Raw genomic sequence first — 11,463 nt, 5'->3', positions numbered from 1 at the left:
AAGCGAGGTGCCGAGTGGTGGGGCAAGAGCGTTTTGCTTACTTTTGCGCTTTTCAAAAGTGAGCCGCTGTAAGAGCGGAACCCATATCGGCCGTTACAAAAACAACGGATATGTACACCCACCCACCCACGCCCACAAAAAAACCTTGGCCAAACCAGTCACCCAAGTTGAAAGCTTTGACCATTGCCCGCCCAGCCCTCTAGAGCGACTATTTCACCGGTCTACGTACCCATCCTGAAAACAAAAAAACACACAGGGATTTGAAGCGATGCGTGATTACTCGGCTGCCACCACCCAATTCAACTACCAACACACCGTCGACGCCGCCCTGTCGGGCAACCTGCAGGCACTCAACGCCTGTGTCGAATGTTGCGACCGCCACGCATTACCCGGCCGCATCGCGCTGTTCTGGGAGGGCAAGGACGGCCGCAGCGCCACCTCCACCTTCACCCAATTGCAAGACCAGGCCGCCCGCTTCGCCAACTTCCTCCTGGCCCAGGGCGTAAAGCGCGGTGACAAGGTCGCCGGCCTGCTGCCACGTACCGCCGAGTTACTGGTTGTCGTCTTCGCCACCTGGCGCATCGGCGCGGTCTATCAGCCGCTGTTCACCGCCTTCGGCCCCAAGGCCATCGAACACCGCCTGACCAGCTCAGGCGCCGCACTGGTGGTGACCGACGCAGTAAACCGCCCCAAGCTCATGGAAGTAGCCGACTGCCCAACCATCGTCACCGTCGCCGGCCCTCAGTGCGAAGGCATCGTGCGCGGCGATTTCAGCTTCTGGGCCGAACTGCCCAACTATTCCAACGCCTGCGAGCCGGTGCTGCTGGGCGCCGAAGATCCATTCCTGCTGATGTTCACCTCCGGCACCACCGGCCCCTCCAAAGCCCTGGCCGTACCGCTCAAGGCCATCGTCGCGTTCCAGAGCTACACCCGCGACGCCGTGGACCTGCGCCCCGAAGACGCATTCTGGAACGTCGCCGACCCAGGCTGGGCCTACGGCATCTATTTCGGCGTCACCGGGCCGTTGTCCATGGGCCACCCGATCACCTTCTACGATGGCCCGTTCACCCTCGAAAGCACCTGCCGCGTCATCAATAAATACGGGATCACCAACCTCACCGGTTCCCCGACGGCCTACCGCCTGCTGATTGCCGGCGGCGAGCAGTTCGCCAAGTCGATCAAGGGCAAGCTGCGCATTGTCAGCAGCGCCGGCGAGCCATTGAACCCGGAAGTGATCCGCTGGTTCGCCGACAACCTCGGCGTGACCATACACGACCACTATGGCCAGACCGAGCTGGGCATGGTGCTGTGCAACCATCACGGCCTGGAGCACCCGGTGCACGTCGGTTCCGCCGGCTTTGCCTCGCCGGGCCACCGCATCGTGGTGCTGGACGACAACCATCAGGAACTGCCGGCCGGCCAGCCGGGCATCCTCGCCATCGACCGCGAGCAATCGCCGATGTGCTGGTTCGCCGGCTACGACGGGGTCAAGACCAAGGCCTTTGTCGGCAAGTATTACCTCAGCGGCGATACGGTGGAGCTGAACCCCGACGGCAGCATCAGCTTTGTCGGGCGCAGCGACGATGTGATCACCACCTCCGGCTACCGTGTAGGCCCGTTCGACGTGGAAAGCGCGTTGATCGAGCACCCCGCAGTCGTGGAAGCCGCGGTGGTGGGCAAGCCATGCCCGGAGCGCACCGAGATCGTCAAAGCCTTTGTGGTGCTCAGCGAGCAATACCGCGCCGAGCCGGCCCTGGCCGAAGAGCTGCGCCAGCACGTGCGCAAGCGTCTGGCCGCCCACGCGTACCCACGGGAAATCGAATTTGTCAGCGAGCTGCCCAAGACCCCGAGCGGCAAGCTGCAACGCTTCATTTTGCGTAATCAGGAAATTGCCAAGGCCCAGGCGGCCACGGCGTGACCCCCTTTTCAAGGAAACAGTGATGCAGATTGAGAACAAGGTTTTTCTGGTCAGCGGTGGCGCTTCCGGCCTCGGCGCGGCGACGGCCGAGATGCTGGTGGCGGCCGGTGCCAAGGTGATGCTGGTGGATTTGAACGCCGACGCGGTCGCCGCCCAGGCGCAGAAGCTCGGCGGGCAGGCCCGCAGCGTCGTCGCGGACATCAGCCAGGAAGCCGCCGCCGAAGCGGCGGTGCAGGCCACCGTGGCCGCCTTTGGTGGTTTGCATGGGTTGGTCAACTGCGCCGGCGTGGTCCGTGGCGAGAAGATCCTCGGCAAAAATGGCCCGCACGTATTGGCCAACTTCGCCCAGGTGATCAACGTCAACCTGATCGGCAGCTTCAACCTGCTGCGCCTGGCCGCAGCGGCCATCGCTGAAACCGAGGCAAATGCCGACGGCGAGCGCGGTGTGATCATCAACACCGCTTCGGTGGCGGCCTTTGACGGCCAGATTGGCCAGGCAGCCTATGCCGCCTCCAAGGGCGCGATCGCCAGCCTGACCTTGCCCGCCGCCCGTGAGCTGGCGCGCTACGGGATTCGGGTGATGACCATCGCCCCCGGCATTTTCGAAACACCGATGATGGCCGGCATGACGCCAGAAGTGCGCGAGTCCCTGGCCGCCGGCGTGCCATTCCCGCCGCGCCTGGGCAAGCCGAGCGAGTACGCGGCGCTGGTGCGGCATATCATTGAAAACAGCATGCTCAACGGCGAGGTGATCCGTCTCGACGGTGCCTTGCGCATGGCGGCCAAATAAGGAGATTTTTCATGACTGATCCAATCGTTATTGTCAGCGCAGTACGTACGCCCATGGGCGGGTTCCAGGGCGACCTCAAGGGCCTGACTGCCCCGCAACTGGGTGCGGCGGCGATACGTGCTGCGGTCGAACGTGCCGGTATCGCCACCGATGCGGTGGACGAAGTGCTGTTCGGTTGCGTACTGCCGGCCGGTCTCGGCCAGGCGCCTGCACGCCAGGCGGCACTGGGCGCTGGCCTGGATAAATCCACCCGCTGCACCACCCTCAACAAGATGTGCGGCTCCGGTATGGAGGCCACCATCCTGGCCCATGACTCGCTGCTGGCGGGCAGTGTGGAGGTGGTGATCGCCGGTGGCATGGAGAGCATGTCCAACGCCCCGTACCTGCTGGACCGCGCCCGCAGCGGCTACCGCATGGGCCACGGCCGGGTACTCGACCACATGTTCCTCGACGGCCTCGAAGACGCCTACGACAAGGGCCGCCTGATGGGCACCTTTGCCGAGGACTGCGCCGAGCACAACGGTTTTTCCCGCGAGGCCCAGGACGCGTTCGCCATTGCGTCCCTGACCCGCGCGCAACAGGCGATCACCGACGGCAACTTCATTGCCGAAATCGTCCCGGTGCAGGTCACCGTGGGCAAGGAACAGAAAACCATCACCCACGACGAACAGCCGCCCAAGGCCAAGCTGGACAAGATCGCTACCTTGAAGCCGGCTTTCCGCGAAGGCGGCACCGTGACGGCGGCCAACTCCAGCTCGATTTCCGACGGTGCGGCGGCGTTGCTGCTGATGCGTGAATCCGAAGCCCACAAACGCGGGCTCAAGCCGCTTGCGGTGATCCACGGCCACGCAGCCTTTGCCGACGAGCCAGGCCTGTTCCCGGTGGCACCGGTGGGTGCGATCCGCAAACTGATGACCAAGACCGGCTGGAACCTCGATGAGGTCGACCTGTTTGAAATCAACGAAGCCTTCGCCGTGGTGAGCCTGGTGACCATGAGCAAGCTGGAGATTCCCCACAGCAAGGTCAATATCCACGGTGGTGCCTGCGCCCTGGGCCACCCGATCGGTGCGTCCGGTGCGCGGATCCTGGTGACCCTGCTCTCGGCCCTGCGCCAGAAAGGCCTCAAGCGCGGTGTTGCGGCGATCTGCATCGGCGGCGGCGAAGCCACGGCCATGGCCGTTGAATGCCTGTATTAAGGAACACCTATGCTCCCGAATGACGAACAACTGCAGATCCGCGAAGCCGCCCGGCAATTTGCCCAGGAGCGGCTCAAACCCTTCGCCGCCGAGTGGGACCGCGAACACCGGTTTCCCAAGGAAGCCATCGGTGAAATGGCCGAGCTGGGCTTTTTCGGCATGCTGGTCCCGGAACAATGGGGTGGCTGCGACACCGGCTACCTGGCCTACGCCATGACCCTGGAAGAAATCGCCGCCGGCGATGGCGCCTGCTCGACCATCATGAGCGTGCACAACTCCGTGGGCTGCGTGCCGATCCTCAAGTTCGGCACTGACCAGCAGAAAGAGCAATTCCTCAAGCCCCTGGCCAGCGGTGCGATGCTCGGCGCGTTTGCCTTGACCGAGCCCCAGGCCGGTTCCGACGCCAGCAGCCTGAAAACCCGCGCCCGGCTGGAAGGCGATCACTATGTATTGAATGGCTGCAAACAGTTCATCACCTCCGGGCAAAACGCCGGGGTCGTGATTGTGTTCGCCGTCACCGATCCGGCCGCCGGCAAACGGGGCATCAGTGCGTTTATCGTGCCTACCGATTCGCCGGGCTACAGCGTGGCACGGGTCGAGGACAAACTCGGCCAGCACGCTTCCGACACCTGCCAGATACTGTTTGAGGACGTGAAGGTGCCGGTGGCCAATCGCTTGGGCGAGGAGGGCGAAGGCTACCGGATCGCCCTGGCCAACCTTGAAGGCGGACGCGTCGGTATTGCCTCCCAGGCAGTGGGCATGGCGCGGGCGGCGTTCGAGGCTGCGCGGGATTACGCCCGCGAGCGGGAAAGCTTTGGCAAGCCGATCATCGAGCACCAGGCCGTGGCGTTCCGCCTGGCGGACATGGCGACGCAAATCGCGGTCGCCCGGCAGATGGTGCATTACGCCGCCGCCCTGCGTGACAGCGGCCAGCCGGCGCTGGTGGAAGCATCCATGGCCAAGCTGTTTGCTTCGGAAATGGCCGAAAAGGTCTGCTCGCAAGCATTGCAAACCCTCGGCGGTTACGGTTACCTGAGCGACTTTCCCCTGGAGCGGATCTACCGCGATGTGCGGGTCTGCCAGATTTACGAAGGCACCAGCGATATTCAACGCATGGTCATTTCACGCAATCTCTGAGGAGCATCTATGAGTTACGAAACCATTTTGCTGGACGTCCAGGGCCGTGTCGGGCTGATCACTCTTAATCGCCCACAGGCGCTGAACGCCCTCAACGCACAGCTGGTCAGCGAGCTGAACCAGGCGCTGGACAGCCTGGAAGCCAACCCGGAAATCGGCTGCATCGTGCTTGCCGGCTCGAAAAAAGCCTTTGCCGCCGGCGCCGACATCAAGGAAATGGCCGAGCTGACCTATCCGCAGATCTATCTCGATGACCTGTTCAGCGACAGCGACCGCGTGGCCAACCGCCGCAAGCCGATCATCGCTGCCGTTAACGGTTTTGCCCTGGGGGGCGGGTGTGAGCTGGCGTTGATGTGCGACTTTATCCTGGCCGGTGACAACGCCAAGTTCGGCCAGCCGGAAATCAACCTCGGCGTGCTGCCGGGCATGGGCGGCACCCAGCGCCTGACCCGCGCCGTGGGCAAGGCCAAGGCCATGGAAATGTGCCTGACCGGGCGGTTTATCGATGCGGTGGAGGCCGAGCGTTGCGGGATTGTGGCGCGGATCGTGCCGGCGGATGAGCTGCTGGATGAAGCGCTGAAAGTCGCGACCCTGATCGCCAGCAAGTCGGTGCCCATCAGCATGATGGTCAAGGAAAGCGTCAACCGCGCGTTTGAAGTGAGCCTGTCTGAAGGTGTGCGCTTTGAGCGCCGGGTGTTCCACGCGGCATTTGCCACGCTGGACCAGAAGGAAGGGATGGCGGCGTTTGTGGCCAAGCGCACGCCGGAGTTCAAGGACAAGTAAAAAGGCAGATCAAAAATATGGGAGCTAATAAGCTCCCATATTTCTTAGTAAAGTCAGCTGGTTACAGCTGATAGTTCTTCAATTCTCTAGCAATCACCATCCGCTGGATCTCGCTGGTGCCTTCGTAGATCTGGGTAATCCGCGCATCCCGGTAGTAACGCTCCACCGGGTAATCTTCCAGATAGCCATAACCCCCATGAATCTGCATCGCTGAGGAGCACACCTTCTCGGCCATTTCCGAGGCAAACAGCTTGGCCTGGGACGCTTCCGACAGGCACGGCTTGCCGGCACTGCGCAAGCGGGCGGCATGCAGGATCAACAAGCGCGCAGCGTTGAGGCGGGTTTGCATATCGGCCAGCAGGTTGGCCACGCTCTGGTGCTCAATGATCGCCTTGTCGAACTGCACCCGGTCACGGGCATAGGCCAGTGCCGCTTCAAAGGCGGCCCGGGCGATCCCCAGGGCCTGGGCGGCAATCCCGATGCGCCCGCCTTCAAGGTTGGACAGGGCGATGGCCAGGCCTTTGCCGCGTTCGCCCAGCAGGTTGGCTTCAGGCACGGTGCATTGGTTGAGCGTGACGGCGCAGGTGTCGGAGGCACGAATGCCCATCTTGTGTTCGGTACGGTCGACCACGAAGCCCGGGGTGCTGGTGGGCACGAGGAATGCCGAGATGCCTTTCTTGCCCAGGTCCGGGTCGGTCACTGCAAACACGATCGCCAGTTTGGCGCGCTTGCCGTTGCTGACAAATTGCTTGGCGCCGTTGATGACCCACTGGCCGTCCCGCAGTTCGGCGCGGGTACGCAGGTTATGGGCTTCGGAACCGGCCTGGGGCTCGGTGAGGCAGAAGCAGCCGATGGCCTGGCCGCTGGCCAGTTCGGCCAGCCAGGTTTCCTTCTGCTCCTGTGAGCCGTAGTTGAGGATTGGCCCGCAACCCACTGAATTATGGATACTCATCAGGGCGCCGGTGGCGCCGTCACCGGCAGAAATCTCTTCTACCGCCAGTGCGTAGGCCACGTAGTCGACGTAAGTGCCGCCCCATTCCTCGGGGACCACCATGCCCAGCAACCCCAGCTCGCCCATCTTGGCCACCAGGGCATCGTCAATCCAGCCGGCCTTTTCCCACGCCTGGGCGTGAGGCGCAATTTCGCCACGGGCAAAGTCCCGAGCCATGTCGCGGATCATTATCTGTTCTTCAGTAAATTCAATATCTTGCATGACTTATTTCTCGTTCTTATCGAAGTCGCGGAAGAAGCTCTCGACATGATCAGCCTCCAACGCCTGGAGGGTCGGAGGGTTCCAGCGAGGGGTTTTGTCCTTGTCGATCAGCAGGGCGCGCACGCCTTCGATCAGGTCGCCCCGGGCGAACCATTGGCGGTCCAGGTGCAATTCCAGGGCGAAGCACTGCTCCAGGTGCAGATGACGGCCACGGCGCAGCATCTGCAGGGTGACGGCCATGGCCAGGGGCGAGCGGGTTTGCATCAGGCTGGCGGTGGTCAATGCCCAGTCATGGCTGTCGGCGACGGTGACTTGCTGCAACTGCTCGACGATGCTCGGTACGTCCGGCAAGGCAAAGAAGTGATCGATAGCCGGGCGAAGTGCGGCCAGTGGCGCATCGGGCAATTGCTGCACCGCCAGGCCGGCCAGCAGGCCTTGCAGGTCCTTGAGGGGTGAATCGTGCCATTTCAGGCGGTCCAGGCGCTGATCGAGCTCGCTCAGCTTGGCGCTGTCGAGGTACCAGTCGGCAAGCCCGCAATACAGGGCGTCGGCCGCCCGGATCTGCACGCCGGTCACACCGAGGTAGATCCCCAGTTCGCCGGGAATACGCGGCAGGAAGTAGCTGCCGCCCACGTCAGGGAAATAGCCGATGGCCACTTCCGGCATCGCCAGGCGGCTGCGTTCGGTGACCACTCGCAGGTCGGCGCCTTGCACCAGGCCCATGCCGCCACCGAGGACAAAGCCGTCCATCAACGCCAGGACTGGCTTGCGGTAGTGGTGAATGGCGAGGTCGAGGGCGTATTCCTCGACGAAGAAGTCTTCATGGAGGGTGTCGCCGCTCTTGAAGCTGTCGTACAACGAACGAATGTCGCCGCCAGCGCAGAAGGCTTTTTCCCCGGCGCCGCGCAACACCACGGCGTGCACCTGGGGGTCGTTTGCCCAGGCCTGCAAATGCCGGCTGAGGCTGCGGACCATGTCCAGGGTAATGGCATTCAGGCCGGCGGGGCGATTGAGGGTCAGGTGACCTATGTGGTTGCGGACTTCAGCCAGGACCTCGTCATGCACGATCCCGGCGCTGCTTGCCTCGGATGAAACCTGAGCAGTCATCTCTAACTCCCTGCTTTTATTGTTCTTTATCAAGATGTTCGCGGGCGAACCATCTCGCGATCGTACCAGTGCAAATTTGCCAAGTACAAGTCGGAATCCTGCAGGTCGTTTTTGCATTTTTGCATGAGGGACGGCATCACCCCTGGCGTTGGAAAACCGCCCCGATTGCACGCCGCCGGGCATACCGCTCGCTGGCCTGGATCAGCTCTTCCAGCTCCTGTGGGGTCACATCCACGAACTGCTCGCGCTCGGCCAGTGCCTGCTTGAGGTCTTCGGCGCTGATGCCGGGGGTGTCGGTGACCGTTGCCATAAAGTTCGGCGCGGCGGCTTCGCTGGCGCCTTTGGGGTAACGCGTGCGTGTCGCGTTGTTGTACGCCAGGGCGCACGCGAGCAGGGCGGCGGCGCCCAGCATGACCGCGGCCACTTCCTGCCAGCCCAGGGCGATGGAGGCGGGGTCCGCCAGCACCAGGCTCATGGCCAGCCCACCCGCAGGCGGGTGCAGGCAACGCAGCCAGCAGATCAGGATCACGGTCATCCCGGCGGCCAGGCACGCGCTGCCCAGGGTACGTCCCAGCACCCGGGCCACCAGCAACGCAACAATGGCGGCACACAAGTAGCTGCCGATGATCGACCAGGGTTGCGCCAACGCGCCCGATGACACGGCAAACAGCAACACGGCCGATGCCCCGAGCGGGCCGATGAGGTGCAACGCCACCTCCATGCCGAATAATTGGGCACATACCCAGACACTGAACAGTGTGCCCAGGGCCATGCCGATGGCGGCACGGCTCCATTCGGCGGGGCGGGTGTTGACGGCAGCGGGTAACCAGCGAGCAAGCATTAACGAGAGATCCATAAAACGGGCGAAAAAAAAGGCTTGTCTGGTTTCCCGGAAAAGCCCTTCAAAAAAGTTCCTGCATTTGGGGGAGGAACCTGCGCAGTGTGCCCATCGAGCAAGGTTGCCGCCAATGCATATTAATGCAGGTCAAATGCAGTATTTTTGCAGTTAACCGGTCTCAGCCAAAGGGTATCAACCCGGTTGGGCGTGGCAGGGGGCTACTGATCTTGCCCAGCACCCGGTCATTGGTTTCCTCGTTGATCAGCAGGTTCTGTACGTTCTCCCTCAATGATGGATTGTTGGCCAGCGGCCCCTTGAGCACCACCAGCGCATCGCGCAGTTCCATCAGCCGATCCAGTTTGGGAATGGCGACGTAGCCGACATTGACCTGTGCAGGCGCTGTCTGGTCTGTGGGTGGCAAACCTGTCGCAACAGAGGGGTCGGGCAATGGTTGATCGGACACGGAGCATTCCTCTAGATGAAATAAACGGCAGGTTAAATGCTGTTTGAACTTATTTATTGTTATTGCAGCTCTGTCTATAACGGGCGTTTTGTTGTTTCTTTCAATATTGTCATGAAGGCCCTGGGGCGAGCGTTTGGCGATACTGGAAATACCTGGAAGGTAGTAACTAATTAACTCACTTGGCTGGCGAGTCTACAGTTGGGGACTTTGAGCGGGAAGGGGAGTTGCATCGCTGGTTACGTATAGATGCGTAGGATTTTTCTCGATAGTTACTATCTAGAAAGTTGCAGAAGTTGTTGGGCAAAGAAGTTTCTTACATGCACAGTGGTCCGAAGCTACTTATGCGTCTGGCGGCAGGACAAGCGGATTGCCCGCTTATCCTACCGCCAGTTATCAAGGCTGAGGGAGTTTAACCAAGTGCAGCAGCACATACGGGTTCTTGTCGAACTGCCCGGTCAGTACCGGCACCAGTGAGCGAAACCGGGGATCAGTCAACCCTTCAAAGTCCGCCTGGCTCATGATCAGCCAGGCCGGCGCCTGAATCGGTGTCAACTCGGCGGGCAGTTGGGTAAACAGCGGCACCCGGTCGCAATCGAGGTTGACCACGAACTTGATGGCTTTCGCGTCCTTGCCCAGCGCGTGCAGCACCAACGGCGCGCGTTCCTGCTGGATCAGCGCCTGGGCCTGAAGGGTAAAGGTGCGGGTGTCATACAAACGACGCGTCAGGGGCTCGACCATCACGATATACGTCAGCCACACAGCCAGCACCGCACCCAAAGCGGGGCCCAGGTAGCGAAGGCGCGGTTTGAAAAGAAACACCAGTGCCAGGGTCTGGAACGCGATCAGGATGCCGAACACCGGATTGAGGCTGCCGATCTGCTCCGGGAAGCGATGACGCGCCACGAACAAGCCTGCGATCAGCAACCCTGGAACCACGGTCCAAAGCGCCAGCATCAGCCAGCGCAGCCCGGCGAACAGCCGCCCGCGTGAGACCTGGAACGGATACGCGGCGATGATCGCCGCCATCGGCAGCATCGGCAGCACATAGCGAGCCTTTTTCGCCTGGGGTACCGACAGGCCGATCATCACGATCAGGCTCGCTGCGAGGCAGTACAGCACCAGTTTCAGCGCCGGCCCCTTGTTTTCGCGGCCGCCTGCGGCAATCGCAATCAGCGCCAGTATGGCCAGCGGGTATGCCGGGGCGTAGTTGCCCAGCGAACTGGTGAAGTAATACAGCACGCTGCCGGAACCTTCAGTACCGTCCATACGGCCGAGGAACTGCATGCGGATCACGTCCTGCATGAACACTTCGCCACCGCTGAGCTTGGCCAGCAGCAACAGCAGGCCGACACACGCGGCCAGCAACGCCAGCGCCAACAGGCCAAAACTGAACAGCTGCCGCCATTGGCGATTGATCAGGTAATAACTGCAGAGCATGCCGGTGGGAATCACCAGGCCGATCGGCCCGCGGATTGCGAAGCCCAGGATCAGCAGCAGAAACAGCCAGTGCAGGCGTTTGCCGGCGCCGAAGTGGTCATGGGCATACCCCAGGTAAAACACTGCCAGGGCCACGGCGGCCAGCATCTGGTCGAGGGACACGGCGCGGGTTTCGCTGATGAAGGTACTGCTGAGCAGCATCACCGCGATGCTCAGCAGCGCCCAGCGCCGTGAGTAGGGTGCCGTCAGCCGGTACACCAGCACCACGATCAGCGCCGAAGCGATGGCCGTGGGCAGCCAGGCCGTCAGGCTGGTGACCTGCCCGAGAGGCAGGGACAGCAGCCAGGTCATCAGCGTCGAGGTGGCCAGGTAATCGGCATACGGTTGCCCGTATGTCGTCGGGAAGAACCCAGGCCCATGGCGCAGCATCTCCTGGGCGAACAGTACGAAGCGCGAATCAAAGCCGATGATTGCCTGGTTCCAGTTGCCCGCGACAAACAGGACCAGAGCCAGGAGCCCCATTACCCATGAGTGGCGGCGGATCGTCGGGCTGAGCAGGGGCGGATGAGCTTTGTCCACGT

The 11,463-nt window shown here is 62.1% G+C and carries 10 protein-coding genes; 5 read left to right on the top strand and 5 right to left on the bottom strand.

What is annotated here, in order from left to right; all coding sequences use genetic code 11:
* Positions 1-268: 268 nt before the first annotated feature.
* Genes V3W39_RS29560 through V3W39_RS29540 form a run of 5 tightly spaced genes read left to right on the top strand, consistent with a single transcriptional unit; the run spans position 269 to position 5,824 of the window.
* The gene (locus tag V3W39_RS29560) at positions 269-1,918 is read left to right on the top strand and encodes an AMP-binding protein (RefSeq protein ID WP_330213887.1); all 1,650 of its coding nucleotides are present in this window, start codon (positions 269-271) and stop codon (positions 1,916-1,918) included.
* Between the two features lie 22 nt (positions 1,919-1,940).
* Positions 1,941-2,708, top strand: a complete 768-nt coding sequence (locus V3W39_RS29555; RefSeq protein WP_177077800.1) for an SDR family NAD(P)-dependent oxidoreductase — start codon at positions 1,941-1,943, stop codon at positions 2,706-2,708.
* An 11-nt stretch (positions 2,709-2,719) separates the two neighbouring features.
* Entirely contained in the window at positions 2,720-3,904 is a 1,185-nt protein-coding gene (locus V3W39_RS29550) for an acetyl-CoA C-acyltransferase (RefSeq protein ID WP_177044262.1), read from the top strand.
* A gap of 9 nt (positions 3,905-3,913) precedes the next feature.
* Positions 3,914-5,041: an acyl-CoA dehydrogenase gene (locus tag V3W39_RS29545; protein ID WP_177044263.1), complete on the top strand. Its 1,128-nt coding sequence runs from the start codon at positions 3,914-3,916 to the stop codon at positions 5,039-5,041.
* A 9-nt stretch (positions 5,042-5,050) separates the two neighbouring features.
* Positions 5,051-5,824: an enoyl-CoA hydratase gene (locus V3W39_RS29540; protein ID WP_177077797.1), complete on the top strand. Its 774-nt coding sequence runs from the start codon at positions 5,051-5,053 to the stop codon at positions 5,822-5,824.
* 61 nt (positions 5,825-5,885) lie between these two features.
* Here the strand turns inward: V3W39_RS29540 and V3W39_RS29535 are convergent, their stop codons facing one another.
* The 5 genes from V3W39_RS29535 to V3W39_RS29515 all read right to left on the bottom strand — a co-directional run bounded on the left by V3W39_RS29535 (position 5,886) and on the right by V3W39_RS29515 (position 11,461).
* A complete protein-coding gene (locus tag V3W39_RS29535) occupies positions 5,886-7,037 on the bottom strand; it encodes an acyl-CoA dehydrogenase family protein (protein WP_330213886.1) in 1,152 nt (383 codons plus the stop codon).
* Between the two features lie 3 nt (positions 7,038-7,040).
* Entirely contained in the window at positions 7,041-8,144 is a 1,104-nt protein-coding gene (locus tag V3W39_RS29530) for an enoyl-CoA hydratase/isomerase family protein (RefSeq protein ID WP_330213885.1), read from the bottom strand.
* A 136-nt stretch (positions 8,145-8,280) separates the two neighbouring features.
* Entirely contained in the window at positions 8,281-8,985 is a 705-nt protein-coding gene (locus V3W39_RS29525) for an HPP family protein (protein ID WP_330213884.1), read from the bottom strand.
* 175 nt (positions 8,986-9,160) lie between these two features.
* The gene (locus tag V3W39_RS29520; RefSeq protein ID WP_256348390.1) at positions 9,161-9,340 is read right to left on the bottom strand and encodes a type VI secretion system contractile sheath small subunit; all 180 of its coding nucleotides are present in this window, start codon (positions 9,338-9,340) and stop codon (positions 9,161-9,163) included.
* Positions 9,341-9,838: 498 nt separating this feature from the next.
* Positions 9,839-11,461: an ArnT family glycosyltransferase gene (locus V3W39_RS29515; RefSeq protein ID WP_330213883.1), complete on the bottom strand. Its 1,623-nt coding sequence runs from the start codon at positions 11,459-11,461 to the stop codon at positions 9,839-9,841.
* Positions 11,462-11,463 lie beyond the last annotated feature (2 nt).

The organism is Pseudomonas sp. Z18(2022), from assembly GCF_036346535.1.
Classification (GTDB): domain Bacteria; phylum Pseudomonadota; class Gammaproteobacteria; order Pseudomonadales; family Pseudomonadaceae; genus Aquipseudomonas; species Aquipseudomonas yamanorum_A.
The sequence above is the reverse complement of the archived record's forward strand: the minus strand, read 5'-3'. Positions and strand labels throughout refer to the sequence as shown.

Coding starts and splice junctions, on each gene's coding strand:
- V3W39_RS29560 (WP_330213887.1), top strand. CDS start 269: ATGCGTGATTACTCGGCTGCCACCACCCAATTCAACTACCAACACACC.
- V3W39_RS29555 (WP_177077800.1), top strand. CDS start 1,941: ATGCAGATTGAGAACAAGGTTTTTCTGGTCAGCGGTGGCGCTTCCGGC.
- V3W39_RS29550 (WP_177044262.1), top strand. CDS start 2,720: ATGACTGATCCAATCGTTATTGTCAGCGCAGTACGTACGCCCATGGGC.
- V3W39_RS29545 (WP_177044263.1), top strand. CDS start 3,914: ATGCTCCCGAATGACGAACAACTGCAGATCCGCGAAGCCGCCCGGCAA.
- V3W39_RS29540 (WP_177077797.1), top strand. CDS start 5,051: ATGAGTTACGAAACCATTTTGCTGGACGTCCAGGGCCGTGTCGGGCTG.
- V3W39_RS29535 (WP_330213886.1), bottom strand. CDS start 7,037: ATGCAAGATATTGAATTTACTGAAGAACAGATAATGATCCGCGACATG.
- V3W39_RS29530 (WP_330213885.1), bottom strand. CDS start 8,144: ATGACTGCTCAGGTTTCATCCGAGGCAAGCAGCGCCGGGATCGTGCAT.
- V3W39_RS29525 (WP_330213884.1), bottom strand. CDS start 8,985: ATGCTTGCTCGCTGGTTACCCGCTGCCGTCAACACCCGCCCCGCCGAA.